The sequence below is a fragment of the Pseudomonas sp. 1152_12 genome, from assembly GCF_052850675.1.
In genome coordinates this window covers 1-26,024 of sequence record NZ_VXCW01000009.1, presented here as the reverse complement: position 1 = coordinate 26,024, position 26,024 = coordinate 1, and the positions used below count along the sequence as shown (strand labels likewise).

At 59.7% G+C, this 26,024-nt stretch carries 25 protein-coding genes and 1 pseudogene; 11 read left to right on the top strand and 15 right to left on the bottom strand.

What is annotated here, in order from left to right; all coding sequences use genetic code 11:
- Window positions 1–11: 11 nt before the first annotated feature.
- Genes cyoD through cyoA form a run of 4 tightly spaced genes read right to left on the bottom strand, consistent with a single transcriptional unit; the run spans window position 12 to window position 3,946 of the window.
- Window positions 12–353: a cytochrome o ubiquinol oxidase subunit IV gene (gene cyoD, locus FW764_RS17805; protein WP_017734785.1), complete on the bottom strand. Its 342-nt coding sequence runs from the start codon at window positions 351–353 to the stop codon at window positions 12–14.
- Window positions 353–979, bottom strand: a complete 627-nt coding sequence (locus tag FW764_RS17800; RefSeq protein ID WP_010206435.1) for a cytochrome o ubiquinol oxidase subunit III — start codon at window positions 977–979, stop codon at window positions 353–355. The genes cyoD and FW764_RS17800 overlap by 1 nt, the downstream gene beginning before the upstream one ends.
- A 3-nt stretch (window positions 980–982) precedes the next feature.
- Window positions 983–3,001 (bottom strand): cytochrome o ubiquinol oxidase subunit I, encoded by a 2,019-nt coding sequence (cyoB, locus tag FW764_RS17795; protein WP_446434995.1) that lies wholly within the window; start codon window positions 2,999–3,001, stop codon window positions 983–985.
- A 3-nt stretch (window positions 3,002–3,004) separates the two neighbouring features.
- A complete protein-coding gene (cyoA, locus tag FW764_RS17790) occupies window positions 3,005–3,946 on the bottom strand; it encodes a ubiquinol oxidase subunit II (protein ID WP_446434994.1) in 942 nt (313 codons plus the stop codon).
- A gap of 27 nt (window positions 3,947–3,973) precedes the next feature.
- Between cyoA and FW764_RS17785 the strand changes: the two are divergent.
- A pseudogene (locus FW764_RS17785) lies at window positions 3,974–4,264 on the top strand (hypothetical protein).
- A gap of 475 nt (window positions 4,265–4,739) precedes the next feature.
- Here the strand turns inward: FW764_RS17785 and FW764_RS17780 are convergent.
- Window positions 4,740–5,246, bottom strand: coding sequence for a disulfide bond formation protein B (locus tag FW764_RS17780; RefSeq protein WP_083356824.1), 507 nt, complete (start codon window positions 5,244–5,246; stop codon window positions 4,740–4,742).
- Window positions 5,247–5,464: 218 nt separating this feature from the next.
- Window positions 5,465–6,646 (bottom strand): NO-inducible flavohemoprotein, encoded by a 1,182-nt coding sequence (hmpA, locus tag FW764_RS17775; protein WP_446434993.1) that lies wholly within the window; start codon window positions 6,644–6,646, stop codon window positions 5,465–5,467.
- Window positions 6,647–6,793: 147 nt separating this feature from the next.
- On the opposite strand from hmpA, the gene norR reads away from it, so the two are divergent.
- Window positions 6,794–8,350, top strand: coding sequence for a nitric oxide reductase transcriptional regulator NorR (gene norR / locus FW764_RS17770; RefSeq protein WP_446434992.1), 1,557 nt, complete (start codon window positions 6,794–6,796; stop codon window positions 8,348–8,350).
- Between the two features lie 62 nt (window positions 8,351–8,412).
- Here norR and FW764_RS17765 read toward each other — a convergent pair whose 3' ends face one another.
- On the bottom strand, window positions 8,413–9,315 hold the full coding sequence (locus tag FW764_RS17765; protein WP_446434991.1) for a DMT family transporter: 903 nt from the start codon (window positions 9,313–9,315) through the stop codon (window positions 8,413–8,415).
- 137 nt (window positions 9,316–9,452) lie between these two features.
- On the opposite strand from FW764_RS17765, the gene FW764_RS17760 reads away from it, so the two are divergent.
- Window positions 9,453–10,343, top strand: coding sequence for a helix-turn-helix domain-containing protein (locus FW764_RS17760; RefSeq protein WP_446434990.1), 891 nt, complete (start codon window positions 9,453–9,455; stop codon window positions 10,341–10,343).
- A gap of 44 nt (window positions 10,344–10,387) precedes the next feature.
- Here FW764_RS17760 and FW764_RS17755 read toward each other — a convergent pair whose 3' ends face one another.
- From FW764_RS17755 to FW764_RS17725, 7 genes are all read right to left on the bottom strand, one after another.
- Window positions 10,388–12,883 carry a LuxR C-terminal-related transcriptional regulator gene (locus tag FW764_RS17755; protein ID WP_446434989.1) on the bottom strand — a complete coding sequence of 832 codons (2,496 nt, stop codon included), beginning with the start codon at window positions 12,881–12,883 and terminating at the stop codon, window positions 10,388–10,390.
- Window positions 12,884–13,108: 225 nt separating this feature from the next.
- Complete coding sequence (locus FW764_RS17750) at window positions 13,109–14,467, bottom strand: DUF1329 domain-containing protein (protein ID WP_446434988.1); 1,359 nt, start codon at window positions 14,465–14,467, stop codon at window positions 13,109–13,111.
- A 26-nt stretch (window positions 14,468–14,493) separates the two neighbouring features.
- Window positions 14,494–16,284, bottom strand: coding sequence for a DUF1302 domain-containing protein (locus FW764_RS17745; protein ID WP_446434987.1), 1,791 nt, complete (start codon window positions 16,282–16,284; stop codon window positions 14,494–14,496).
- A gap of 617 nt (window positions 16,285–16,901) precedes the next feature.
- Window positions 16,902–17,813, bottom strand: a complete 912-nt coding sequence (locus FW764_RS17740; RefSeq protein ID WP_446434986.1) for an SDR family oxidoreductase — start codon at window positions 17,811–17,813, stop codon at window positions 16,902–16,904.
- Between the two features lie 161 nt (window positions 17,814–17,974).
- Complete coding sequence (locus FW764_RS17735) at window positions 17,975–18,877, bottom strand: alpha/beta fold hydrolase (RefSeq protein ID WP_446434985.1); 903 nt, start codon at window positions 18,875–18,877, stop codon at window positions 17,975–17,977.
- Window positions 18,877–19,659, bottom strand: coding sequence for a class II aldolase/adducin family protein (locus FW764_RS17730; RefSeq protein ID WP_446434984.1), 783 nt, complete (start codon window positions 19,657–19,659; stop codon window positions 18,877–18,879). The genes FW764_RS17735 and FW764_RS17730 overlap by 1 nt, the downstream gene beginning before the upstream one ends.
- Window positions 19,660–20,036: 377 nt before the next feature.
- Window positions 20,037–20,492, bottom strand: a complete 456-nt coding sequence (locus FW764_RS17725; protein ID WP_446434983.1) for a flavodoxin — start codon at window positions 20,490–20,492, stop codon at window positions 20,037–20,039.
- Between the two features lie 129 nt (window positions 20,493–20,621).
- Here FW764_RS17725 and FW764_RS17720 point away from each other — a divergent pair, with 129 nt between their 5' ends.
- A complete protein-coding gene (locus tag FW764_RS17720; RefSeq protein WP_446434982.1) occupies window positions 20,622–21,092 on the top strand; it encodes a PAS domain-containing protein in 471 nt (156 codons plus the stop codon).
- A 56-nt stretch (window positions 21,093–21,148) separates the two neighbouring features.
- On the top strand, window positions 21,149–21,754 hold the full coding sequence (locus tag FW764_RS17715; RefSeq protein WP_446434981.1) for a hypothetical protein: 606 nt from the start codon (window positions 21,149–21,151) through the stop codon (window positions 21,752–21,754).
- A gap of 2 nt (window positions 21,755–21,756) precedes the next feature.
- On the opposite strand, the gene FW764_RS17710 is transcribed toward FW764_RS17715, so the two are convergent.
- Window positions 21,757–22,716, bottom strand: a complete 960-nt coding sequence (locus FW764_RS17710; RefSeq protein WP_446434980.1) for a MerR family transcriptional regulator — start codon at window positions 22,714–22,716, stop codon at window positions 21,757–21,759.
- A gap of 214 nt (window positions 22,717–22,930) precedes the next feature.
- Between FW764_RS17710 and FW764_RS17705 the strand changes: the two genes are divergently transcribed.
- Genes FW764_RS17705 through FW764_RS17680 form a run of 6 tightly spaced genes read left to right on the top strand, consistent with a single transcriptional unit; the run spans window position 22,931 to window position 25,862 of the window.
- Window positions 22,931–23,491, top strand: a complete 561-nt coding sequence (locus FW764_RS17705; protein WP_094949362.1) for an antibiotic biosynthesis monooxygenase — start codon at window positions 22,931–22,933, stop codon at window positions 23,489–23,491.
- Between the two features lie 57 nt (window positions 23,492–23,548).
- Window positions 23,549–24,259, top strand: a complete 711-nt coding sequence (folM, locus tag FW764_RS17700) for a dihydromonapterin reductase (RefSeq protein WP_446434979.1) — start codon at window positions 23,549–23,551, stop codon at window positions 24,257–24,259.
- Window positions 24,260–24,279: 20 nt separating this feature from the next.
- Window positions 24,280–24,834 (top strand): GTP cyclohydrolase I FolE, encoded by a 555-nt coding sequence (gene folE, locus FW764_RS17695; RefSeq protein WP_446434978.1) that lies wholly within the window; start codon window positions 24,280–24,282, stop codon window positions 24,832–24,834.
- 2 nt (window positions 24,835–24,836) lie between these two features.
- On the top strand, window positions 24,837–25,208 hold the full coding sequence (folX, locus tag FW764_RS17690; protein ID WP_003194073.1) for a dihydroneopterin triphosphate 2'-epimerase: 372 nt from the start codon (window positions 24,837–24,839) through the stop codon (window positions 25,206–25,208).
- A 23-nt stretch (window positions 25,209–25,231) separates the two neighbouring features.
- Entirely contained in the window at window positions 25,232–25,528 is a 297-nt protein-coding gene (locus tag FW764_RS17685; RefSeq protein ID WP_446434977.1) for a DUF1244 domain-containing protein, read from the top strand.
- On the top strand, window positions 25,521–25,862 hold the full coding sequence (locus FW764_RS17680; RefSeq protein WP_446434976.1) for a HopJ type III effector protein: 342 nt from the start codon (window positions 25,521–25,523) through the stop codon (window positions 25,860–25,862). The genes FW764_RS17685 and FW764_RS17680 overlap by 8 nt, the downstream gene beginning before the upstream one ends.
- Window positions 25,863–26,024 lie beyond the last annotated feature (162 nt).

The window sequence follows — 26,024 nt, the reverse complement described above, 5'->3', positions numbered from 1 at the left end:
CGGGTCTTACCTCACTTCGCCATCATGAACGTATGGATGCTGAACATGATCCATATCGACAGGCCAACCAGCAGCAGGATCACAAGACCTGCGAACACGAATGCAATCACGTTATCGCGCTGCTCTTTGGAGCGGTCCAGGTGCAGGAAGTACACCAGGTGAACCAGCACCTGAATCACCGCGAATGCCAGAACGATCATCAAGGTGATGGACTTCGGCAGGGTCGGGTACATCACCAGACCAAACGGGATGAGCGTCAGGATTACCGACAGGATGAAGCCGATGGCGTACGACTTAACGCTGCCGTGGCTCGAATCATGGCTGTCATGGTCATGGGAGTGTGCATTAGCCATTACAGAGTCCCCATCAGGTAAACAACGGTGAAGACGCAGATCCAGACCACGTCCAGGAAGTGCCAGAACAAGCTCAGGCAGCTCAGGCGAGTCTTGTTGGTGTTGGTCAGGCCGTGCTTATTGACCTGATACATCATCACCGCCATCCACAGCAGGCCGGCAGTTACGTGCAGACCGTGGGTACCTACCAGCGTGAAGAACGCGGACAGGAAGCCGGAACGGTGCGGGCCGTAGCCTTCGGAGATCAGCAGGTGAAACTCGTTGATCTCCATGCCGATGAAGCCCAGGCCGAACAGGAAGGTCAGTGCCAACCAGCTCAGTACGCCTTTCTTGTTGCCCTTGTAGAAGGCCAACATGGCGAAGCCGTAGGTGATCGAGCTGAACAACAGCAAGGCGGTTTCGCCGAGCACGTAAGGCAGTTCGAAGATGTCGTGGCCCGATGGGCCACCCGCTACGTTGTTTACCAGTACCGCGTACACCGCGAAGATCGACGCAAACAAGATGCAGTCGGTCATCAGGTAGAGCCAGAAACCGAATACGGTCATTGGCCCCGAGTCGTGGTGATGGTCATCGTGCCCATGGTCATCGACATGGGCGTGTCCAGCATTGGTCACTAAGTTCGACATGGTTTAAGCCTGTTCCAACGAGGTTTCTACACGGTTGGCCGGAATTTTCTTCTCGGCTACCAGGCGAGCGTGTTGCTCGGCTTCGATGCGCTCGATCGTCTCGACCGGCACCATGTAGCCTTGATCATCACGGGCAGCGTGAATGATGAAGTAACCGATAGTGCCAACCAGGCCCACGATTGCCAGCCACCAGATGTGCCAGATCATCGCGAAACCGAACACAGTCAACAACGCGCCCATCACCACGCCAGTGGCGGTGTTGTTCGGCATGTGGATCGGCTCGTAGTGCTTAGGTTGCTGGTACGCAGTACCGTCTTCCTTCGCTTCGGTGAACGCATCGATTGTGTTCGCAGTAGGGATCACAGCGAAGTTGTAGAACGGAGGTGGCGACGAAGTCGACCATTCCAGGGTGTGGCCATTCCATGGATCGCCAGAGTCGCAGGCGTTCTGCTTGCGATCACGGATGCTCACGTACAGCTGGATCAACTGGCAGGCGATGCCCACAGCGATCATTACCGCACCGAACATGGCAACGTACAGGTACGGTACCCACTCAGGGTTGGTAGTGGCGTTCAGACGACGGGTCATGCCCATGAAGCCCAGTGCATAGAGCGGCATGAACGCGACGAAGAAGCCCGAGATCCAGAACCAGAATGCAGCCTTGCCCCAGCCTTCGTGCAGCTTGAAGCCGAACGCTTTCGGGAAGTAGAAGCTAAAACCAGCGATGTAACCGAATACAGCACCACCGATGATCACGTTGTGGAAGTGAGCGATCACGAACAGGCTGTTGTGCAGTACGAAGTCAGCACCCGGGATGGCCAGCAGTACGCCGGTCATGCCGCCGATAGCGAAGGTCACCATGAAGCCCAGGGTCCACAGAACCTGGCTGGTGATACGCAGACGGCCGTGGTAGATGGTGAATAGCCAGTTGAATAGCTTCACCCCCGTCGGGATAGAAATCAGCATCGTCGCCAGGCCGAAGAAGGCGTTGACACTGGCCCCCGAGCCCATGGTGAAGAAGTGGTGCAGCCACACCATGAAGCCCAGCACCGAGATCGCGCCGGAGGCGTAGACCATCGAGTGGTGACCGAACAGGCGCTTGCCGGTAAAGGTCGAGATCACTTCAGAGAAGATACCGAACGCTGGCAGGATCAGGATGTACACCTCAGGGTGACCCCATGCCCAGAACAGGTTCACGTACATCATTGGATTGCCACCAAGTTCATTGGTGAAAATGTGGAAATCCAGGTAACGGTCAAGCGACAGCAGCGCCATGGTAGCGGCCAGGATCGGGAACGAAGCCACGATCAGGACGTTGGCCCAGGTGCAGGTCCAGGTGAAGATCGGCATGTCCATCAGTTTCATGCCAGGGGCGCGCATTTTCAGGACGGTGGCCAGGAAGTTGACCCCCGTCAGTGTCGTCCCGAGTCCTGATAACTGTAGCGCCCAGATGTAGTAGTCCACACCCACGCCCGGACTGTACTGAATGCCCGACAGCGGCGGATAAGCAACCCAACCGGTCTTGGCGAATTCGCCGACGCCCAGGGACAGGTTGATCAGCACCACGCCAGAAACCAGCAGCCAGAAGCTCAAGGAGTTCAGGAACGGGTAGGCAACGTCACGCGCACCAATCTGCAGCGGCAAGGCAAGGTTCATCAAGCCGGTGAAAAATGGCATCGCCATGAAGATGATCATGATCACACCGTGAGCGGTGAAGATCTGGTCATAGTGTTCAGGCGGCAGGTAGCCAGGCGAACCCTCGGTGGCCATGGCCAACTGGGTACGCATCATGATGGCGTCAGCAAAACCACGCAGCAGCATGACCATGGCAACGATGACGTACATGACACCGATTTTCTTGTGGTCGACAGAGGTCAACCACTCGGTCCACAGGTAGGTCCATTTCTTGAAATACGTGATTGCAGCAAACAGTGCCAGACCACCCAGCGCGATCATGGCGATGGTCACCATCACGATCGGCTCGTGGAACGGGACCGCATCCCAACTTAATTTACCAAACATCGTTTACTCCTCTGCCCCAGCAGTTGAATGCGAGCCCGTGTCAGAACCTTCAACCACGGCCACTTCTTTCTTCTCGTGCTTGACCGGCTTGCCTGGCTTCATACCTTCGTACTTGTCGACGATTTTCTGAAACAGGTCCGGCTCGTACGTGGAGTACAGAGCGACTGGGTTGTTCTGGCTTGGTTTGGTCAGGGCGTCGTATTCAGCTTGATCAAGCTGTTTAGGTGCGGCCTTGACTGCGGCTACCCAGGCGTTGAAATCTTCCTGGCTCGTCGAGATCGCTTTGAATTTCATGCCGGTGAAGCCAGCACCGCTGTAGTTAGCGGAGATGCCTTCCATTTCAGCTTTCTCGTTCGCGATCAGGTGCAGGCGGGTCTGCATGCCTGCCATCGCGTAGATCTGGCCGCCCAGTGCAGGGATGAAGAACGAGTTCATCACGGCGTCGGAGGTGATCCGGAAGTTAAGTGGGGTGTTCTCAGGGAACTGGATTTCGTTAACCGTGGCGATACCCAGGTCCGGGTAGATGAACAGCCACTTCCAGTCCAGCGCGACCACTTCGATGTTGATCGGCTTGACGTCGGATTCCAGCGGACGGTAAGGGTCCAGCTCGTGGGTCGACTTATAGGTGATGTAACCCAGGGCGATGATGATGAGGATCGGCACCAGCCACACGGCGATTTCGATCTTCGTGGAGTGCGACCACTTCGGCGCGTAGGTGGCGCTGGTGTTCGACGCGCGGTATTTCCAGGCGAAGGCGAACGTCATGATGATCACGGGCACCACGACCAACAGCATCAGCAGAGTGGCAGTGATGATCAGGTTGCGTTGATCCAGACCGATCTGTCCTTTTGGGTCCATCAAGGTCCACTTGCAGCCTCCCAGCATTAACAGCATGCCGAGCAGCGGCAAAAAGCCTAGTAATCGGGGGTACCTGTTTTTACTCATCTCACGACCTCTAAAGCAGCTTGCGCAATGCAGTTGGGTTTTGATCGCCAACACTTCACCCTGCCAAGGGTTGGCATTTCTCTTCGATTGAATAAGAGCCTGCCCGGCACGCCATAAATGGACGTTTCACGGACCTGCGGTGAGTTCTTATTCGATTTCGTGGTTAAAGGCCTTGTTACAGACCAATTCCATTTGGTGCGGATAGTTGAAAGGCTGCCGGAACCAGGGGTCGCACAGAGCCATCCATCTGCCCCTCGACCGCTCCAATGCTCAAAGATTGAACAGCACCGGACATTCAGTGCGGGCGATTGTAGTTAGCTAGCGATGTATAAACCATGTCTTATAAAGAAATAATTTTTATCGATTCCAGCAACAATCCTTCACCAATCTTGCAAAGGTTCGGGATCTTATCGTGTTCGATTCTCAACAAAAACCACAAAAATTGCCGTGTTATTGCGTAAAACGCTCCATCCCTTACACCCTGTAAGGGCATGCTAAACGGATGCAAGTGCCCATAAAACAAGGCATTCGCAGATCACCGATTGGCTCAGGCGACACGCCGTTCGCGGCATCGTTCAAACGATGAACTGACAGCACATCTTCGCCGTTTTATGCAAATTTAAGGGGTCGCTTGGTGCGTCAGAAACGTCCTGCGACAACGTCCGTGTGACAACATGTCGCACGCTTCCCGCGCCTTAAGTTGTCCTTCGTCACGCCCCTCTCGCAAATCCCTACATACAAAAACGCCCCGCCCTTCATTGGATGAAGAACGAGGCGCTTCAGGGAGCCCATCTCAGGCCTTGCGCTGGCGATTCCGGTAAATACCCAGTGGCACCAGGATTACGGTCAGCACGAACGCGACCAACGCCCATTGCGCCAGGGACAGGCCTAGGACTGGCGGGTAAGGAGTGCTGCAGAAACCGTCGACTTGGAAGCCCAACGGGAACACCTTGGCCAGCGGCAACTCATCGACGATCGGCTGCAGAACATCGACGCCGCAGCTGACTTCGGGAAAGAACTGGGTGTACACGTGATGGCCGGCCGCAGCCACGCCGCCCAAGGCGCTGAGTACTACCAGCCCTTCAAACACAGTGACGGCCCCCCTGGTACGCATGGCGGCGCCAATGAACGCAAACACTGCGATCAACAGCAACGCATAGCGCTGCAGGATGCACAGCGGGCACGGCGCCTCGCCCAATACCACTTGCATGTACAGCGCACCGCCGATCAGCGCCAGGCAGATGATGCCCAGCAACACCAGAAAGCGCCGCTCCCTGCCTAACCGCAATTCGTCACTCATCCCGTTTCCCTTTGCCTGATTATGGTTGTGCCTGATGGCCGCAAGTTTACACACAGGGCATGGTTAAAACAGAGAGGGGTTAACGGCGGATTAATCGGGAGGAATGCAAAACTAAAGGTGGGAGCGGGCTTGCTCGCGAAGGCGCAGTGTCAGTCAACTTGTTAAGTGACTGATCCACCGCCTTCGCGAGCAAGCCCGCTCCCACATTTTTAACCGCGTTACTCCAGAGCGGCAGCCGGGCCGAAGAATTCGTAGCGGGCTTGGTTATCGGGCACGCCCAGGGCTTTGAGGTGGCGCTTGATCGCCGCCATGAAGCCTTTAGGGCCGAGGAAGTAGGCATCCACGTCGCGCTGCTCAGGCAACCAGGCCGCCAGTTGCTCCTGGCTCAGCATCCCGACCTTGTCCGCCGCCGGGCTTACGCCGTCGTCCTCGGCGTAGCAGTAGAAGCGCTTGAGTTGCGGATGCTTGGCGGCCAAGGCATCCACCCAGTCGCGGAACGCGTGCACGCCGCCATTACGCGCGCAGTGGATAAAGTGCACCGGGCGTTCGGTGGCCAGGGCCGCTTCGAGCATCGGCAGAGTGGGCGTGATGCCCACCCCGCCGCTGATCAGCACCAGCGGTTTGTCGCTGGGCGCCAGGGTGAACTCGCCCGATGGCGGGAACAGGTCGAGGGTCGCGCCGATGTGCATCTGGTCATGCAGGTAGTTGGACACCCGCCCACCGGCCTCGCGCTTGACGCTGATACGGTACACGCCCGAGTCACTCAAGGCGGACAACGAGTAGTTGCGGCGCACTTCCTCGCCCTCCAGCATCAGCCTCATGCCAATGTACTGGCCTGGCGCGGCCGCCAGGATCGGGCCGTTGTCCACCGGGGCAAAATAGAATGAGATGATCTCGTCGCTCTCCTCCACGCGCTTCACCAACAGGAACGGCCGCGCACCGCGCCAGCCGCCTGGGGCCTGGGCTTTTTCGTCATAGATGGCGGCTTCGGCGCCGATCAGGATATCGGCCAGTTGGCCATAGGCGGCGCCCCAGGCACTCAGCACCTCAGGCGTGGCAATCTCGCTGCCAAGCACTTCGTAAATGGCCCGCAGCAGGCAGGTGCCCACGATCGGGTAGTGCTCCGGGAGGATCTGCAAGGCCACGTGCTTGTTGATGATTTTGGCGACCAGGTCGCCCAACTGGTCCAACTGGTCGATATGCCGCGCATACATCAGCACGCCATTGGCCAGGGCGCGGGGTTGGTCGCCGTTGGCCTGATTGGCTTGGTTGAACAGCGGGCGAACGTCTGGGTACTCACTGAGCATCATGCGGTAGAAATGGGTGATCAACGCTTCGCCGCCGCTTTCCAGCAGGGGCACAGTGGATTTGACGATGGCACGGTCTTGGGCACTAAGCATGGCAAACTCCTGGGTCTTTTTACTGATCTCCCTTACTTAGTCAGTATTCATGCCAACTAATAATTCTATATATTTCAACAATTTAAATAATATGTAGTCAGTATGACTGCCTACAACTTATAGTCATAAAGACTACAAGGAGTCATTATGACTGCGAAATTACTGCTCACCAGCCTGCTGCCTCTGGTCGCCGACCTGTCCCGCGAGCTGCCCGAAGGCGAGCGCTACCGGCGCCTGCTGCAAGCCATGCGCACCCTGCTGCCATGCGACGCCGCCGCCTTGTTGCGCCTGGACGCTGAATGGCTGGTGCCCTTGGCAGTCGACGGTTTAAGCCCGGACACCCTCGGCCGGCGCTTCAAAGTCAGCGAGCACCCGCGTTTCGCCGTATTGCTAAGCAGCCCCGGCCCGACCCGCTTTGACAGCGACAGCGAGCTGCCCGACCCCTACGACGGTTTGGTCGATGGCCTGCACGGGCAGTTGGAAGTGCACGACTGCATGGGCTGCCCGCTGTTTATCGACGACAAACCGTGGGGGTTGCTGACCCTCGACGCCCTGGACACCGAGCGCTTCGAGCGCTTCGAGCGCGTCGAACTGGACGCCCTGCAAGCCTTCGCCAGCCTGGCTGCAGCTACGGTCAACGTCGCCGAACGTATCGAACGCTTGGCATTGCGCGCCGAAGATGAGCATCAGCGCGCCGAAATCTACCGCCAGGCCAACGGCCAGCAGCACAAGGAAATGATCGGCCAGAGCAAGGCACACAAGCGCCTGGTCGAAGAGATCCAACTGGTGGGTGGCAGTGACCTGACCGTGCTGATCACCGGCGAAACCGGGGTGGGCAAAGAGTTGGTGGCCCAGGCTATTCACGCCGCATCGGCTCGTGCAGACAAACCCTTGATCAGCCTCAACTGCGCCGCCCTCCCGGAAACCTTGGTGGAAAGCGAGCTGTTCGGGCATGTGCGCGGCGCCTTCACCGGCGCACTGAACGAGCGCCGTGGCAAGTTCGAACTGGCCAATGGCGGCACCTTGTTTCTGGATGAAGTCGGTGAGTTGTCACTGACGGTGCAGGCCAAGCTGCTGCGCGTGCTGCAAAGTGGCCAGCTGCAGCGCCTGGGCTCGGACAAGGAGCATCAAGTGGACGTGCGCCTGATCGCCGCCACCAACCGCGACCTTGCCGAAGAGGTGCGCAACGGCCGCTACCGTGCCGACTTCTACCACCGCCTGAGCGTGTACCCGCTGCAAGTGCCGGCGCTGCGTGAGCGCGGCCGCGACGTGTTGTTGCTGGCGGGGTTCTTCCTCGAGCAGAACCGCTCACGCATGGGCTTAGGCAGCCTGCGCCTGACCAGCGATGCTCAGGCGGCACTGCTGGCCTACAACTGGCCGGGAAATGTGCGGGAGCTGGAACATTTGATCGGACGCAGCGCACTCAAAGCGCTGGGAAACTGTCGCGAACGTCCGAAAATTTTGAGTTTGAGCGCCCAAGACCTGGACTTACCCGACGCCAGCGCACCGCCGGTGACCGAAGCACCAGCCGACGCCCCCCCCATCGTCACCGGCGACCTGCGCCAGGCCACCGAGCACTACCAGCGCCAAGTCATCAGCGCCTGCCTGGAGCGCCACCAATACATCTGGGCCAGCGCCGCCCGCGAACTCGGGCTGGACCGCGCCAACCTCGGCCGCATGGCCAAACGCCTGGGCCTCAAATAACCCAACGGGCTTGCTAAGAGGTGGCAAACACCTCGGTCAATGAGGGAGCAAGCCCGCATACACTAGATTGCCTTCACCTTGAAGACCGGGTTCACAGGCTTAGCCTTTCTAAACACCAACACATTCCCCACCATCACCAACACCAACCCCATCAACGCTGGCGCGGTCCACTGATAGCCCTCGGCAAACGCCGACACATTCAGCGCCACCACCGGAAACAACACCGTGCAATACGCCGCGCGCTCCGGGCCCATGCGCCCAACCAGCGTGAGGTAGGCGGTGAACCCGATCACCGACCCCGCAATCACCAAGTACCACAGCGCCCCGACATACCGTGCGCTCCAATCCATGTCGAATGGAATGCCACGGACCGCGCAATACATCGCCAGCATCACCGAACCATACGCCATGCCCCAGGCATTGGTGGTCAACGGCTTGAGCCCGGCCTTCTGCTGCAGGCTCGAGAGCATATTGCCCGCCGAAAAACACATCGTCCCCAACAGCGCCAAGCCCAAGCCAAGCAAGGTCTGCGGGCTGGCGGTATGCCCGACCAACTCCGGCCAGAACAAGCACCCCAATCCCAGCAACCCAAGCGCGCCGCCCATCAATACGTTACGCGCGACCCGGTGGCCGAAAAACACCCGCGCATTGAGGGCGTTCCACAGCGTCGCCGTGGAAAACACCACCGCCACCAGCCCGCTGGGAATCCACTGGCTGGCCGTCAGAAAGCACATGAAGTTGACGCAAAACAGGCACAGCCCCTGGGCCAGGCAGATCAGGTGCCCGCGCCGGTTCATCACCTGCAACTTGCGGCTGAGCAGCAACAGCACAAACAGCACCAGCGCTGCCAAGCCAAAGCGATAGACGATCGACACGGGAATCGCGACGACGCCCAATTGCCATTTAAGCGCGATCCAGGTGGTGCCCCAGATCAGCACAGTGAGTAAATATAGGAAAAGGTTCATGGTGGGCTCCGGTGATTGAGCCACAGTGTCGCCCGCCGACCTGCGGGCGCTCTTGCATATTCTTGCGCTTTTGTCAGACGGTGGGCTCACAGCGCCAACCGTGCGGAGTAGGATGCAAGGCGTCGGAGAGAACAACCATGCCAGACCTGGAATCGCTGCAAGTCTTTCAAGCCCTTAACCGCTCGCCCAACGCGCGCCTTGAAGCCTGCGCCGAGCTCGGTGACGGCTTGTCTGCGGCATTGTGGAGCAACCATCATGATTCCCAGGACTATCAGGCGCCGACGCACCACACCTTGTCCTGCTACATCGGCGGCGGCACCGGCACCTTTCGCCGCGACCAGCCCGGCACCAAGGGTGGCCCCGACAAACTGTGCATCCTGCCGGCCGAACACCAATCAGCCTGGGTGATCAACGGTGAAATCCGTCTGGCCCATGTGTATTTCAGCCCGGAGCAATTCGCCCTCGGCTGCGTGACCCTGCTCGACCGCGAACCGCGTGAACTGCGATTGCGCGAAAGCACCTTTCTCGAAGATGCGAATCAAGCCCGACGCTTTCACCAATTGATCGCTCTCAACTGGCACGAACCCGCCGAGCGCTTGCTGACCAGCAGCCTGGCGCATGAAATGCTCAGTCATACCTTGCTCAGCCAAGTCGGTGCTCGCGACGGGCTGCGTTTGAAAGGCGGCTTGGCGGCGCATCAGCGGCGCCTGTTGGTCGACTACATCGACCATCACCTGGAAGACCCGATCAGCCTGGGGCAACTGGCCGGAATGTGCGCGCTATCGGAATACCACTTCGCACGGATGTTCCGCCAAAGCTTCGGCCTGCCGCCCCATCAATACCTGCTGGCGCGCCGCATCACACAGGCCCAAAGCCTGCTGCGCAACGGTGCCCTGCCCCTGGCTGAAATTGCCTGGCTGTGCGGCTTCTCCAGCGCCAGCCACTTCAGCCAACGCTTTCGCCAGGCCATGGGTGCAACACCCGGCGAATACCGCCAGGCGTTCTGCGTCAGAACGCAGACTCTGTAACCGCTGAGCTCGCCACAGGGAGTCGTTGTCGCGCTTAGCTGCGCCTACGCCATTAACCCCAACGTCTTGGCTTTCGCCACCGCCTGCGTTCGCCGCTCCACCCCAAGCTTGCTATGGATACGCCGAGCATGAGTCTTGACTGTGTGCAGCGAGATAAACAACCGATCAGCGATTTCCAGGTTGGAGTTGCCAAGGGCAATCAGTTGCAGCACCTCCAACTCGCGTTGGCTCAGGGGGTTTTCCGTCACGCCGCCCGGCGACGCCTGTGTCTCCAGGCCCAGCTCACTCAATAGCCCCGGCGAGCGCAAGCGCAGCTCACGAATCGCCTGCTGCACCTGGCAACGCGCGGCCAGCGCCAACCCGGCTTGCAGCGCACGACGGGCCACTGCAGTGTCACCGAGTTGCCAGGCCACCTCGCCGAGTACCAGCTGCAACTCGGTTTCCAGGCAAAGCATGCCGCGCTGCCGGGTGGTTTCAAGCAAGGCCGTCAGCCGCGCGATAGGTTGATCGGCACAGCCCAGCTTCACCTCAGCCAGCACCAGCAAGTATTCCAGGCGCGGGATCAGTTCCAGCGTGGCCGGCGGCGCCTGCTTGGCACATGGCCCACGAAAATGGCGCAGCACCCGGCGCATCGCTTCCAGCGTCAATTCGGCGCGACCTTGCTGCAACCAGAAGTGCCCACTGACCAGCAGCAGCACCGCGCGATACACCGTGTCCGGCACGTGGCGTTGCTGCATCAGGCGCTCAGCTTCGCGCAATTGAATGAAGGCCTGGGCATAATCGCCACGGTTCGCCGCCAACAGCGCCAGGCCGAGAAAGCCGTACAGCACGCGCTTGTCCTGGCTGTGCAGGCACATCGCCAAACCGGCCTGAAAACACTCGGCCGCCAGCGCATCCTGCCCTTGGCGCAGCGCCAGGTGCCCGCGCCGCAACGCGATGCGCCCCACCAACGGCCCGGCCTTGAGCCGCTGCCCCACCAACATCGCCTGCACCGTTTCCAACAGGCTTTGCGCCCGATACGGCGCGCCACGTTGCTCCAGCAATTGCGCGTGATCCAGCTCCAGCAAGGCCTCCAACACCAACGATCCATGGGCGCGGGCCAGGCACAGGGCTTCACGGTTCAGCGCTTGCCCCACTTCCAGCTCACCGCGCAGCAAGGCTTGCTGGGTGAGGCCCGAGAGGCACATCAGGCGCGACGTCCAGGCGCTGTCAGGTAAGGCTTGCAAAGCCTCCAGGAAATGCGCGCGCGAGCGCTCGGCATCGCCGCCTAAATGCAACAGCCAGCCCCATTGCGCCTGCCAGCGCGCCAATAGATAACGCTGTTGTGCCGCCGTCGGCTGCGGCGCGAACCGCGCCAACTGATCGATGCACACGCCCGCCTGGTCGAAGCGCCCGGCAAACAGCAATGCCGCCGTAACCAAGCCGACCAGTTGCGCCGAACCAAGCATTAATTCATCGCCATGCTGCTCGTGCAGACGCAATAAAAGCACCGCGTTCTGCTGACGAAACACGTCTTCGAAACTGAAGTGCTGCAACAGGCTCACCGCCACTTCGTAGGCTTCGGCCAGCAGCGCCTGTTCGAATGCGGCCTGCCAGTCCTGCTGCGTGGTGAACCATTGGCAGGCGCGCCGGTGCCAGGCGCGCTTGGCTGGCCAGGGCTCATCGCGCAGCAATTGCGCCAGCGGCGCAAACACGTGCAGCCAATCGGTGGTGTCTTCCCACGGCTGGATAAACGCACCCAGCGCCTGCAAATCACGCAGGTACTGATCGCCGTCGCCAAAACCGAACAGGTGCTCACACAAACCCGTGTTAAAGCGCGGCAGGTGCGCCAGTACGCGCCAAGCCTCAGCCAGTTCGGCGGGTAACGTGCTGAAGAGCTCGTGTTGCAGATACTCGAGCAGGGTCTTGTCCGGGTGACCGTCGCCCAGTAACGCGATGCGTACACCCGCGCACCAACCACCGCTGAATTGCATCACGCTGTCGAGGGTTTGCTGCGAGCCGAGCAGTTGCTGGACTTCCGCAAGGCTGAACATCAACTCATTGCATTCCATCAGCTCATCGTCGAGCAACAGACGCGGCCAGTTGCACAGCGGGCGTCGTCTCGCGCCCAGCCACCAGGTCAGCACCGGGCTGGCGGCGATGAGCAAGCGGTCGAGCAAGGCGTCCAGCTCGGGGGCGGGCAGCCGGCAGAAATCATCGAGGAATATCCACGCCGGGGTTTGCCAATGGCTGAGGTCGAGCAGCAATGTAGCTTCATCCACAAATGGCACGCCGAGGGTGTGCGCCAGCCGCCGGCAGAAATCCAAAGGGCTGAGCACGGCGCCATTGAGCGCCAGCCAATACACCTGGCGACCTACCGGCGCCTGCAACGCACATTCGGCGAGCAGCGCGCTCTTGCCACTGCCACCCGGTGCGCAGAGCAACTTCACCCTGACCTGCGCTGCGAGCAAAGGCTCGGCCAGGCGCGGGCGCAACAGATGGTGAGCGGACAGCCGTGGCATGAATCCAGGACGGTCCAGGCAGCGTGTCATGGCAGTCATTGCTGCATCCTGCTTTTTATTGTTATTCAACCTGGCGCCTACCCTAGTCCTGTGGTCGGCGGTTGTTGAAGAAGTATTCAGCGGGGTGATTGGTAGCCATGCACAAAACAAAGTGAGAGGGGGCTTGCTCCCGATGACGGAGTGTCAGTCAGCTTATAAATGACTGATCCACCGCTATCGGGAGCAAGCCCCCTCCCACATTTTTGTTCCCCGTTGAATCAGGGATCAGCGAACGCCCGCCGACCTCAACGCCGCCGGTGTGTAATCTGCCGCCTTGGCCGGGAAGCCGAACACGAAGCTGCTCTTCTCCTCGTTCTTCATCCCCAGCGCGATGTAGCGCCCGGCGATGATGTCGTACAGCGTTTCCACGGTGTAGGCCGGCACTTGGTGGTCGTAGTAGAACTGCGCATGGCCTTCGGCTACACGCCACAGTTGGCCACGGCCGTCATAGTGATCCACCAACGCGACCTGCCAGCTGTCTTCATCAATGTACATGTGCCGCTTGGCGTAGATGTGCCGTTCGCTCGGTTTGACCGTGCCGATCACTTCCCACACGCGGTGCAGTTCATAACGGGTCAGGTCCTGGTTAATGTGCCCGGCCTTGATGATGTCGTCGTACTTGAGAGTCGGCGAATCCAGCTTGTAGCTGTTGTAGGGAATGTACATCTCTTTTTTGCCGACCAGCTTCCAGTCGTAGCGGTCGGGCGCACCGGAGAACATGTCGAAATTGTCCGTAGTACGCAGGTCGTCGGAGGCGGTGCCTGGGCCGTCGTAGGACACTTGCGGCGCGCGTCGCACACGGCGCTGGCCGGCATTGTAGATCCAGGCCAGGCGTGGCTCCTTCACTTGGTCGAGGGTCTCGTGCACCAGCAGCACATTACCCGCCAGGCGTGCCGGCGCGGTGACCGACTGTTTGAAGAAACTCAGCACGTTGGCCGCCTTGGCCTGGTCGATATCAGGGATGGCTTGCGGCACCGCCACTTCTTCTTCGAAGCGGATCGGCGTGTAGCTGCCGTTCGTTTGCGGGGTGGCCTGGGTGATGATGCGCTTGAGGTTGCCGCCGTGGTAACGGGTAATGTGGTTCCAGAGCACCTCCACACCATTCTTCGGAATCGGGAACGCGTAGTAGCGGTTGCCGGTGAAGTTTTCCAGGCCGTTGCCGTCGTTGATCGCGTGCACGTTGAGCGCGCTGCGTTTGATCGACTCGTAGATGTCCGGTGGCAGGTTGACCGTACGGTGGGTCGGGTACACCGGGATCTTGTAGGTCTGGGGGTAACGCTTGAACATCGCCACCTGGCCGTCGGAGAGTTTGTCTTTGTACGTGTCTACCGTGGCGGCGGTGATCACGAACAGCGGTTTTTCATTGGCAAACGGATCGGCGAGAAAGCCTTTGCTGTCCACTGCACCTGCGTTTTTGGGGATGCCACCGGTCCAGGCTGGGATTGAGCCGTCGGCGTTGCCGGCTTTTTCGGCGCCGACCGGCGTCAGAGTGGTGCCGAGCTTGGCGGCCTCTTCGGGTGACACCGCCGCCATCACGTTAGCGGCCAGCAGACTCAGGGCCATCACTGCAAATATCTTACGCATAGGTTCTTGTCCTTCCTTAAACCAGATCAGAAGTTCACGCCGAAGCTGAGGGCGATAAAGTCGCGGTCGGTGAGGGTGTTGTAGTCGCCGCCAAAAAAATCGGTGTAGCTCAAGCTGGCGGTGTAGGTGTTGCGGTAGTCCGCATCCACGCCGACGCTGACCGCCTTGGCACCTTGGTTGAAAAGCCCGTTAGGCCCATAGCCGCTGACGTCGTGGGACCAGGACAGGTTGGGCTTGAGGTTCACCCCGGCAAACACGTTGCTGTAGTCCAGAATCGCGCGGGCGCGATAACCCCAGGAATTGGCGGTGACGAAGCCGTCGGTATCGCCTTGGAAACCGTAGGCGCCGAACACCGAGTCGCGGCCGTAGCGCAGCTTGGTTTTGGCTTCCAGCCCGCCGACGTGCACATAGGCCGCCTCGCCCACCAGGGTCAGGCGTTCGGCACCCAGCACCTGGTCGAAGAACTGGGTCATAGTGCTCTGGATCTGGGTGATTTCCTTGCGTCGATAACCGGCATTGTCGGAACCGAACGAGCTGCTGATCGGCGAGGCGGCATTGCCGGCAATCGGGTTGACCAAGGCCAGGGTCAGGTCGGTGGTGTTGAGTTGCACCGGGGCATTCGGGCGGTAGCTGATTTCGCCGGTCCAGGCCGTGCCGGTGGGCAAGGTGGTGGAGAAGCTGGCGCCGTAGAGGCGAATGTCTTCCGGATAATCGAGGTAGTACTGGCCACGGCCGAGCATGGTGCTCTGAGCCAGGCCCGCGCCGCTGCCGGGTGCGATGGCGTTGGCGGTCGCCGCGATGCGCCCGATAGTGGCCAGGTTGGTGTTGGCGGTCAGCGTGCCGACGGTGGGCGTGCGGCTGTGGTAGTTCATGAAGTACAGGCCGTACTCGGTGTCATCGCCAAGCCAGCGCAAGGCCGCGCCAAACTGGCCGCCATCGCGGGCTTCACGGTCGTTGGCGCGTTGCACCACCACGCCCTCGCGCGTGACTTGAAAGCCTTGGCCGAACGCAGCGGCCACCGGTTGCAGCGGCGCAATCGCCGGGCTGCCGACGGTGTAGTTGCTGTTGCAGCCGTGAGCCACCACGTCATTGCCGAAGAAGGTGCCGCAGTTATCCACCACGGTGTTTTCCCAGTTCAGTTGGTAGAAACCTTCCACCGACAGTTGGTTGGTAAGGCTCTGGGAGGCGAACAGCATATTCACCGGAATCAGGCCTTCCTTGATCTCCGCGCCGGGGCGGCGGAAAGCCGATACGTCGATGGGGTTGATGCTGTTGATCGAGTTACCGATAAACGTACTCTCGCCCCAACTCACGACCTGCTTGCCGACGCGCACGTTACCGGGCAGGTCACCGATGGAATAGTTGTGATAGACGAAGGCATCCAGCAGCTCATAACCGGAGGAGCGCGCGCCTTCGTCGCGGTGGTGGTTGCTGATCTGCTTGAACTCGCGGTCTTCGTCCTGCAGTTCGAAGTCGTACCAGTACTTGCCGCGCACGAACACGCCGCTGTCGCCGTATTTGAGCTCCAAGTCGTGGATGCCCTTGAATATCTTGGAGAAGGTCTCACCCTTCTTGAAGTTCAACCGCCCGTCATCACCGGTCGAAGCCTGCCCCGTGCCGCCATTGGGAACGCCCACCAGCTTTTTGTCGGCATCGCGCATGCCCCAGCTGGCGCCAACCGACAGCGAAGAATCGAATTGCCCTTCGATCTCGCCAATGTTGAACGAAACCGCCTGTGCCTGTGCGCAGCAGCCCAGTGCAACCGCCGTGGCCAGCGCCTGTGGCGTGAAGATGGCGCGCATTGTTGTTTTTGTCATGCGTCTTCCCCGGTGAGTGACAGAAGGTCTCACCCTACTGCCGCTCGTCAGGAGCGATAAGCGCACAAAAGGGGTATTCGTACTGTCGCTCGAAAGGATTAATAGGCGCTCTGGCTCGGGTTTGGGCACGGCCATGGATGCGGTAGATGACGCGCTATCAGAAAGATAAATAGGCCAAAGATCGAAGATCTTTCCCGCGCTCCGCGTGGAATGCCTCCTGGGAGGCTCCGCCTCCCGGCCCAGCGAACAGGCCTCAACCCTTGCATAGCGCGCGACGCAGAGCGTCACGCGTTGGCTTCCCACGCAGAGCGTTGGACCGATCGTTACTGGTTTGGTAACAGTCCTTGTCCTGAATCGGGATTACTCATTTTGTTACAGACGACTACTCTTAACGCACTTTCAGGGCAAATGGCCCGCTTGCTCCACAGCAAGAAAAGTCTTATTCCAATAGATTGTCCATCTGTATCAATCTATTACCGGTGTTCACTGACGTTGATTTGTCGCTCCTTGATCCAACGTCTTACTTCGGCCGCTGCCTTTGCAGCGGCCTTTTTTATGCCGCAATAAAACGGGGCGCCCTCAGCGCCCCGTCGTATTCAATAGTGTTCAAGCAACGATCAGAGGCTGAACTTCTGCAAGTTGGCCATCATCTCCTTCAATGCCTCGATATTGTCTTTGGGGTGAGCAGCGCCTTCAAAGTCACAAATCTGCGCCCAGTGTGCCGCCACGTCGTCCGGTGAGAACCCCGCTTCAGGATCAAAACCGACACCCAGGCTGCGCTCCCATCGAGTCTTGCCGATCCAGCCGCCGCCGACTTCAAACAGCCCCGAAGTTTCCTGGCACGCCTCGCTGCCCAGGTACACCACCAGCGGGCTGACCAGCTCCGGCTTGAGCCGCTCGAACACTTGCGGCGGGATCAGGCCTTCAGTCATGCGGGTGCCGCCAGTGGGCGCGATCGCGTTGACCAGAATGTTGTTCTTGCGCCCTTCCAGCGCCAGAGTGCGGGTCAGGCCATACAGACCCAGCTTGGCCATGCCGTAGTTGGATTGGCCGAAGTTGCCATAGATACCCGAGGTGGATGCAGTAAAGATCACACGCCCATAACCCTGCTCGCGCAAATACGGCCAGGCGGCGCGGGTGACTTTGTAGGCGCCTTCGACATGCACCCGGTAAACCAAGTCCCAGTCGCTGTCGTCCATTTTGTGGAAGGTCTTGTCGCGCAGGATACCGGCGTTGTTGACCACCACATCGATGCGGCCGAATGCGTCGAGCGCGTTCTGTACGATTTTTTCACCATCAGTGACGGAATCATGGTTGGCCTCGGCAATGCCACCGGCCTCGCGGATCTGCGCGACCACCCGGTCGGCGGCCGAGGCATTGGCGCCTTCGCCTTGGGTGGAACCACCGAGGTCATTGACCAGCACTTTGGCCCCGTGCTTGGCGAACAGCAGCGCATGAGCCCGCCCCAACCCGCCGCCGGCACCGGTAACAATCACGACCTTATCCTGGAACTGCACTGACTCACTCATACCGAACTCCGCTGGCGACACTGGGAAATGGGGTGAGTGTCAGGCACACAGCCTTTGGTCACAATAAAGTCGGCCGAGGCTGAATGGTGCGAGATAAGGCAGCAGGATGATTGCTCCATGGCGAGCTCGCCACAATAAGCCCACTCTACACAACGAGGGGCTCAGGAATAGGCGACTCGCGGCGCCGTCTGACCAATACGCTCGCGAAACGCCAGGTAATGCTTGAGCACCAGCACCGGCGCTTCGATCTGCGGGTAGTGGCCGATATTAGCCAGCAACACGCTGTCAGCGTGCGGCACCAACTGGTGATAACGCTCGACCATGTGTGCGCCGGAGATCGGGTCGCCTTCGCCGTCGATCACGCGCAATGGCACCTCGCCGCGCTGCATCGCATCCACCCACCGCTCACGCAGGCGACGGCGCTGGGGAATATAGGCAATCAGCTTGTGCAGGATGCGCGTACCGTCATTGCAATTGATCAGGCTCCAGAAATCATCCAGCGCACTTTCACTCGGCCGCGTATTCGGGCCGAATATCTGGCTGAAGCTGTTCGACAAGGCATTGCGCCCGAAGGCACGGCCTATCATCCAGCCGAGCGGGCTGAGCAACAATTTTTGCACCCGTGTCGGGCGATGGGTTTCCGGGAACAAGCCGCCGTTCAGGAACACACAACTGGCCATCTGAAAGCGGCCCTCGTAATAGCGGGCGAGCAACTCCTGGGCGACGCTGTCGCCATAGTCATGGGCCAGCACATGCACCGGTTGCTCTACGCGCAGGTAGTCGAGCAGCGCCTGCTGCAAGTCGGCCTGCTCCAACAGGCAATAGTCGTGATCCACCGGCTTGGCCGAGTCACCGAAACCGAGCATGTCGCAGGCGATCACCAGGTTGCGCTGGGCCAGCGGCTGCCACAGGTAGTGCCAGTCCCAGCTGGCCGTGGGGAAGCCATGAATCAACAGCAGCGGTTCGCCCTGCCCGGCCACCCAGTAACGGATCGTACGGCCACGAAAGACGAATTCCTGGCTACGTTTGCGCCAAGCTCTGAGCGGGATTTCGGCGAGTGGCATCAGCTTTTATACCCGGGATCTTGCAGGTCCAATTTACGCAGCAGCGCAGGCCAGGCCAGCGCACCTCCCATACCTTGGGCGCTCTTTGTGACAGCCGCCATCATCGCCTTGGCCCCCGCCAGAATCTGCGGTTCGATGGCTATCAATTCGGTGCCGCCATTTTGCGCCAGCACCTGGATATCGCAGGCGCGCTGGAAGGTAAACATCATCAGGAACGTATCGGCGATGGTGCCACCGCAGGTCAGCAGGCCGTGGTTGTGCAGCATCAGGAAATTGCTTTCGCCCAGGTCCGCCTGCAAGCGGGCCTTTTCTTCATGGTTCAGTGCCACACCTTCGTAGGCGTGATAGGCCAGGCTTGAGAGCACAAACAACGACTGCTGACTGATCGGTAACACGCCCTGCTTCTGCGCGCAAACAGCCACACCGGCGGGCGTGTGGGTGTGTATCACGCATGCCACGTCGTGGCGTACTTCATGGATGGCGCTGTGGATGGTGTAGCCCGCAGGGTTGATTTCGTAAGGGCTGTCCATCAGTTTGTTGCCGGCCTGGTCGACCTTGACCAGGCTTGACGCGGTGATTTCGTGGAACATCAGCCCGTAGGGGTTGATCAGGAAATCATCGGTGCCCGGCACCTTGGCGGAAATATGGGTGAAGATCAGATCATCCCAGCCATGCAAGGCGACCAGGCGATAACAGGCCGCCAAGTCGACACGGGCCTGCCATTCGGCAACGCTGACCTGATCTTGGACATTCTGTGGCGATAGAACGGGGGCTAGGCTCACGGCAACGACCTCCTTGGCGCACTTTTTTATTATTTTTTTGGTTGAAGGGCCAGTCTAATCAGACGCCGTGGCACAAGGAGTTGCCTTCGCAGCCAGCTTGATGACTGAGCGAGTCATCCAAGAGAATAGTCCAAGTTGCGTCAGAGAAGCACCGCCAATAAAGGCACGACGAACAGGTTGAGCCCCCGTCAACACCAGCCCCCCCACGACCGAGCCTTCTCGCCGCGCGCCGCCGGCGTACGCAGCGGCAACCAGGGGTGGCAGACGACCTGGTGTTATTGCCCGGAATGGTCGCCTGTGGGCTGGTGCGACCGGGCGTAGTACGCCTGATACTCAAGGCGCCCAGAGTTGGCTTGCGTTGCTGCGTGAGTTTTCGGTCAACCGCGCAGTGCAGTGACCAGCTCGGCCAGCCATGGCTCGGCGTCGGCTTCCGGGGTGACGCTTTCGCTGGCATCCAGGCGCAGCATCGGCAGTACTTCGCGTACGCCCAACTCGCCGAACAGCTCACGCATTTGCTCGCCACCGCCACAAAAGGTATCCCCGTAGCTCGCATCGCCCAGGCCGATCACCGCGCCGGGCAGGCCGCGCCAGGCAGCGGGCAGCTGGTCGCGAATGCTCGAATACAGCGGTTGCAGGTTGTCGGGCAGCTCGCCCATGCCGGTGGTCGACGTCACCGCCAAAAAGGCCTCAGGGGCAAAAGCCTGCACGTCGGCCAAGGTCGCGCGCGGGTTGTGCCAGGCGTCAAAACCGGCCGCGTTGAGGAGGCCAGCGGCGTGGCGGGCGACTTCTTCAGCGGTGCCGTAGACCGAGCCGGAAAGGATGGCGACTTTCATCAATCTGATCCTGTAGTTGAGCGAAAGCCTGGGATATTAACAGCTGGCGCAAATATTTCGGTGTAAGCGGCGCAACATCCAAGACATGTCATAAACTCCAGTCTTCAAAAACAAGGCATGGACCGCTCAATGATTAACGCCAAGCTGATGCAGATGGTCATCAACGCTTCCAACGACGGCATCGTCGTCGCCGAACGCGAAGGCGAAGACAAGCCACTGATCTACGTCAACCCTGCTTTTGAGCGAATGACCGGCTACACGCTGGACGAAATCCTGTATCAGGATTGCCGTTTTCTACAGGCCGGTGACCGCGACCAACCCGCCCTGATGGCCATTCGCGAAGCCCTCGACCACGACGGCGCCTGCCGGGAAATCCTGCGCAACTACCGCAAGGACGGCACGCCGTTCTGGAATGAGCTGTCGCTGTCCACGGTGTACAACGAGGCCGATAAGCAAACCTATTTCGTTGGTGTGCAAAAAGACGTCACCCCCCAGGTAAAAGCCCAGCAACGGGTGGCACAGCTGGAAGCGCAAGTGGCCGAACTCAAAGCACGCTTGGCGGCAGTTGAGGCGAGGAGCGGAATTAACAAGTTGCAGTAAATGCGGTCTTTAGAGCGATAATGGCCTTTTAATTCCTCACCCTTTGAGCTACATCAATGCAACGCGATGCGCTATTGACCCAGGATGAACTGGATTTTATCCAGGGAATGCAGCACAACCCGCAGCTCAACCTGCGGGATGCGTGGTCGAGCCTGACCGTTAACGGCGGTGCACAGGTTCGCGACTTGCTCACGCGGTTGGCCGCTCACGACCACGTCACCATCCAGGCGCAGTTCGATAACCAGCAACTCACCTTTCCCCTGCACCTGGTGGAGGATGAGTTTCATGCGGTGCATTTGCGCTTGGGCGTACCGAGTATTTTCGAAGACGGCCCGATGATCCGTCCATGGCGCCTGGCGCTTGAAACGCCGGTGGCGCTGGAGAACGTGCGAGGCAACCCGGGCGCCTTGCGGGTGCACGAGGTGTCATTCAAGGGCGTACTGGTGGAGATTCGTGGCCGGGTCAAACCGCCGAAAACCTTTTCACTGTGGTTTAGCCCGTCTGGCTACGAGCGGATCTCACTGCGTGGCACGCTGGAGCGCGAAACTGCCCGCGGCTTGTTTGCCTACCGCTTGAGCCAGAGCGATGCCGATGAAATCGAGCGCCTGCGCCAGTTCATCCTGCACCAGCACCGTTTGGTGCACCCGCACGTACACGCCTGATATCAGGTATCCAACTGCCCACTGAGAAACTGCTGCAAGCGGATCGGCATCAAGCGCCCTTCGCTGCCCAGACAACCGATGGCGGACCCGGCCAACTCTTTTTCGGCCAGGTCCGATGCGGCACCGGCCAGCAGCAGCGGGCAATCCAGGGTCATCGCCAAGCGAGTCAGGCGCCCAGCCAGGTCATGGTTATGTGAGTGGTTGGAGAAGAGGACGAGCGCCTGGGGACGCATTTTTTCACAGACCAGTGTCAACTCGTCCAAGGGTTGACCCATGCCAAGCACTTTCACCGGCCTGTCCTCGTGACTGAGCAACAGCGCCGCCACCATCAACTCCAATTTACGGCACTCGCCAGGCATGGCCGCCAGCAATACCCGTGGCGCAGTTGAGGTGCCCGCACGCCGCAGGTATTCGAAGGTCTGCATGCGCAGGAAGGTATCGTAGAAAATCCATTCACTCGCTTGGCCGAAGCGGCCTTGGTGGCGCAGCAGGTCGTTCCAGAGAGGTATCAGGATATTCTGGTACGCCACGCTGAGCGGGTAGATAGCCAGAACCTGAGCGTACAGGCTCTGCAGCTGACGATCATCAAACCCACTGACGGCCTGTACCAAGCGCACCCGCCACTGTGGCCATTCACTGTCACTGGCGGTGTCGCGCTCAGCACGAATCGCTTCCGCCTGCTGATCGTCGCGTGCGAGGATCTTGCCGACCTTGCTCACGGCTACGCCGCGTTCGATCCAATCGAGGATGCGATGGATGGTCAAAATATCGCCTTTGGAGTAAAGGCGATGCCCACTTTCGGTGCGCGTGGGCTGGATGAGACCATAACGCCGTTCCCATGCACGCAGGGTGACCGGGTTAATACCTGTCAATCTCGACACTTCGCGGATCGGGAATAGCGCATAAGGATCAGTGGAGTACCCCTCGGCAATTTCGCGAGTATGAGCAGTAATTTCGGGCATCTGCGGTTGAAAACGTCCTTATGAACTTGGATCCTATTTAACGCCTTTAAACTTGTCTTTTTCAAGGGCTGCTCCGTCAGACCAATGTCGCTGGCGTATTTTTGCAAAACAGGAATAATCCTTGCCTGTTTTTTCTACGTCGCTGCACCACCCCGCAGCCTCGTTCGTGTGCCACCTACCCGGATCGGCGCACCCGTACATTTGGAGATACACAATGTCTACCTCACCCGTCACCTTGATGGTTGCGCGCCGCGTGGCCAAAGGGCGCTACGAAGACTTGATGGCTTGGCTGCGCGAAGGCGAGCAGTTGGCCACGGACTTCCCCGGTTACCTGGGTTCCGGCGTGCTCGCCCCCCCGCCCAATGACGATGAATTCCAGATTATCTTCCGTTTCGCCGACGAAAAAACCCTGCACGCCTGGGAGTTTTCCGCTTCGCGCAGCGCTTGGTTGAGCCGTGGCAGTGAACTGTTTGCCGACCCGTCCGAGCATCGCGTCAGTGGCATCGACGGCTGGTTCGGCGCCGTAGGTGCACGGCCACCACGCTGGAAACAGGCCGTGGCAATCTGGCTGGCGTTTTTCCCGGTGTCGCTGCTGTTCAACTTCGTCCTTGGTCCGCTGCTCAACGAACTGGACTTGGCCCCGCGCGTGCTGGTCAGCACCCTGGCGCTCACCCCATTGATGGTTTATTGGTTCATTCCGCTGTCGACCCACCTGCTGGCGAACTGGCTGCACCCTACACCGCCACCGCGCAAGGCTGCCGAAGCCGCCGCTTGAGTACAGGGGTGGCCGCTCGCTGGTATAGTTTCATCCTGCCAGCGACGCGAGCCTCCCATGACTGCAACAAACGCCCCGATCCTGATCACCGGTGCCGGCCAGCGTGTCGGCCTGCATTGCGCCGAGCGCCTGCTGGACGAGGGCCATCCGGTGATTTTCAGCTACCGCAGTGAACGCCCCGGTGTGCAGGCCTTGCGCGAGCGTGGCGCAGTCGGTGTGTTTGCCGACTTCTCCAGTGAAGCCGGGATTCTGGCCTTCATCACAACACTGAAGACCCACACCGACAGCCTGCGCGCGATCGTCCATAACGCCTCGGCGTGGGTCGCGGAAACGCCGGGCGACGAAAGCCGCGCATTTACCGACATGTTCAGCGTGCACATGCTTGCGCCGTACCTGATCAACCTGCATTGTTCACCTTTGCTGCAACGCTCAATACCTGCCGATATCGTGCATATCAGCGACGATGTGGTGCGCAAGGGCAGCCGCAAGCACATTGCCTATTGCGCCACCAAAGCGGGGCTCGACAGCCTCACGCTGTCGTTCGCTGCGCAGTTCGCGCCGCTGATCAAGGTCAACGGCATCGCGCCGGCGATGGTGATGTTCAACGAAGGCGACGACGCGGCCTACCGCGCCAGGGTCCTGGCCAAGTCCGCACTGGGACTCGAGCCTGGGCCCGAGGTGATCTACCAGAGTGTGCGTTACTTGCTGGACAACCCTTATGTCACCGGTACCACCCTGACCGTCAACGGCGGGCGGCATATCAAGTAAGCCGTTTGTGAGGATGTTGTATGACCCTGCCCCAACACTACCGCGAGATTCTCAAAGGCCTGGGTGAAGACCCGGAACGCGAAGGCTTGCTCGACACCCCCAAGCGCGCCGCCAAGGCCATGCAGTACCTGTGTCATGGCTACGAGCAGAACCTGGACGAAATCGTCAACGGCGCGCTGTTTGCATCCGACAATGACGAGATGGTGATCCTCAAGGACATCGAGCTGTATTCGCTGTGCGAGCACCACCTTCTGCCCTTTATCGGCAAGGCCCATGTGGCCTATATTCCGACCGGCAAGGTGCTGGGCCTGTCAAAGCTGGCGCGCATTGTCGACATGTACGCCCGGCGTCTGCAGATCCAGGAAAACCTCACGCGGCAAATCGCCGACGCCATCCAGCAAGTCACCCAGGCCGCAGGCGTAGCGGTGGTGATCGAAGCCAAGCACATGTGCATGATGATGCGCGGCGTGGAAAAACAGAATTCAACCATGAACACCTCGGTGATGCTCGGCGCCTTCCGCGAGTCGAACACCACCCGCATGGAGTTCCTGCAACTGATTGGACGGAGCAAGTAGCAATGCCACAACTTCAACCAGGCATGGCGCGCATCCGGGTCAAGGACTTGTGCCTGCGCACCTTTATCGGCATCAACGAGGACGAAATCCTCAACAAGCAGGACGTGCTGATCAACCTGACGATCCTGTATGCCGCTCAGGAAGCCGTGCGCGACAACGACATCGACCACGCGCTGAACTACCGCACCATTACCAAGGCCATCATCGCCCACGTCGAAGGCAACCGCTTCGCCCTGCTCGAGCGCCTGACCCAGGAACTGCTGGACTTGGTGATGAGCAACGAATCGGTGCTGTACGCCGAAGTCGAAGTGGACAAGCCTCATGCGCTGCGCTTTGCCGAGTCGGTTTCGATTACCCTGGCGGCCAGCCGCTAACCCCAGAATCTGCAGTGAGCCCTATGAACGATCAACAACGCCTCGAACTCGAAGCTGCCGCCTTCCGCCGACTGGTGGCGCACCTGGACAGCCGCAAGGATGTGCAAAACATTGACCTGATGAACCTCTCGGGCTTTTGCCGTAACTGCTTGTCCAAGTGGTACAAGGCCGAGGCCGACGAGCGCCACATCGAGCTGAGCTTGGATGACGCCCGTGAAGTGGTGTACGGCATGCCGTACGCCGAGTGGAAAGCCCAGTACCAGAAAGAAGCCAGCGCCGGCCAACAGGCGGCGTTTGCCAAAGGAAAAACCCATGATTGATTTGAACACCCTGCGCGCCAGCCTCAACAGCGGCGAACATGCGTTTGCCGACACCTTGGCGTTTGTTGCCGCCGGTTACGACTACCAGCCGCAAGCTTTCACCAACGGCAACGTGGAAAACGCCGCCGGGCAGAATGAAGGTTCGTGCAAGACCCTGGGCCTGGCGCTGCTGGAAGGCTTGAGCGATCAGGAAGCGCTGCTGGCGTTTGGTGAGCATTATCGGTCAGTGGTGGCGACGCCGCAGGGCAGTGATCACGGCAATATTCGGGCGTTGATTGCGCAGGGTTTGGCGGGTGTGAAATTCACCGCACAGCCGCTGAGCCGTAAATCCTGAGTCAAACATAGATCAAAATGTGGGAACGGGCTTGCTCGCGAAGGCGGTAGATCAGTCGATACATATGTTGCCTGACATACCGCTTTCGCGAGCAAGCCCGCTCCCACATTTGAACTGCGGTGATCATCAGATCGTGCGTATAAAAAAACCGGCCTCTCAGCC

Excerpts from the sequence above, each read along its gene's own strand:
- cyoD (WP_017734785.1), bottom strand. The coding sequence starts at position 353 with ATGGCTAATGCACACTCCCATGACCATGACAGCCATGATTCGAGCCAC.
- FW764_RS17800 (WP_010206435.1), bottom strand. The coding sequence starts at position 979 with ATGTCGAACTTAGTGACCAATGCTGGACACGCCCATGTCGATGACCAT.
- cyoB (WP_446434995.1), bottom strand. The coding sequence starts at position 3,001 with ATGTTTGGTAAATTAAGTTGGGATGCGGTCCCGTTCCACGAGCCGATC.
- cyoA (WP_446434994.1), bottom strand. The coding sequence starts at position 3,946 with ATGAGTAAAAACAGGTACCCCCGATTACTAGGCTTTTTGCCGCTGCTC.
- FW764_RS17780 (WP_083356824.1), bottom strand. The coding sequence starts at position 5,246 with ATGAGTGACGAATTGCGGTTAGGCAGGGAGCGGCGCTTTCTGGTGTTG.
- hmpA (WP_446434993.1), bottom strand. The coding sequence starts at position 6,646 with ATGCTTAGTGCCCAAGACCGTGCCATCGTCAAATCCACTGTGCCCCTG.
- norR (WP_446434992.1), top strand. The coding sequence starts at position 6,794 with ATGACTGCGAAATTACTGCTCACCAGCCTGCTGCCTCTGGTCGCCGAC.
- FW764_RS17765 (WP_446434991.1), bottom strand. The coding sequence starts at position 9,315 with ATGAACCTTTTCCTATATTTACTCACTGTGCTGATCTGGGGCACCACC.
- FW764_RS17760 (WP_446434990.1), top strand. The coding sequence starts at position 9,453 with ATGCCAGACCTGGAATCGCTGCAAGTCTTTCAAGCCCTTAACCGCTCG.
- FW764_RS17755 (WP_446434989.1), bottom strand. The coding sequence starts at position 12,883 with ATGACTGCCATGACACGCTGCCTGGACCGTCCTGGATTCATGCCACGG.
- FW764_RS17750 (WP_446434988.1), bottom strand. The coding sequence starts at position 14,467 with ATGCGTAAGATATTTGCAGTGATGGCCCTGAGTCTGCTGGCCGCTAAC.
- FW764_RS17745 (WP_446434987.1), bottom strand. The coding sequence starts at position 16,284 with ATGACAAAAACAACAATGCGCGCCATCTTCACGCCACAGGCGCTGGCC.
- FW764_RS17740 (WP_446434986.1), bottom strand. The coding sequence starts at position 17,813 with ATGAGTGAGTCAGTGCAGTTCCAGGATAAGGTCGTGATTGTTACCGGT.
- FW764_RS17735 (WP_446434985.1), bottom strand. The coding sequence starts at position 18,877 with ATGCCACTCGCCGAAATCCCGCTCAGAGCTTGGCGCAAACGTAGCCAG.
- FW764_RS17725 (WP_446434983.1), bottom strand. The coding sequence starts at position 20,492 with ATGAAAGTCGCCATCCTTTCCGGCTCGGTCTACGGCACCGCTGAAGAA.
- FW764_RS17720 (WP_446434982.1), top strand. The coding sequence starts at position 20,622 with ATGATTAACGCCAAGCTGATGCAGATGGTCATCAACGCTTCCAACGAC.
- FW764_RS17715 (WP_446434981.1), top strand. The coding sequence starts at position 21,149 with ATGCAACGCGATGCGCTATTGACCCAGGATGAACTGGATTTTATCCAG.
- FW764_RS17710 (WP_446434980.1), bottom strand. The coding sequence starts at position 22,716 with ATGCCCGAAATTACTGCTCATACTCGCGAAATTGCCGAGGGGTACTCC.
- FW764_RS17705 (WP_094949362.1), top strand. The coding sequence starts at position 22,931 with ATGTCTACCTCACCCGTCACCTTGATGGTTGCGCGCCGCGTGGCCAAA.
- folM (WP_446434979.1), top strand. The coding sequence starts at position 23,549 with ATGACTGCAACAAACGCCCCGATCCTGATCACCGGTGCCGGCCAGCGT.
- folE (WP_446434978.1), top strand. The coding sequence starts at position 24,280 with ATGACCCTGCCCCAACACTACCGCGAGATTCTCAAAGGCCTGGGTGAA.
- folX (WP_003194073.1), top strand. The coding sequence starts at position 24,837 with ATGCCACAACTTCAACCAGGCATGGCGCGCATCCGGGTCAAGGACTTG.
- FW764_RS17685 (WP_446434977.1), top strand. The coding sequence starts at position 25,232 with ATGAACGATCAACAACGCCTCGAACTCGAAGCTGCCGCCTTCCGCCGA.
- FW764_RS17680 (WP_446434976.1), top strand. The coding sequence starts at position 25,521 with ATGATTGATTTGAACACCCTGCGCGCCAGCCTCAACAGCGGCGAACAT.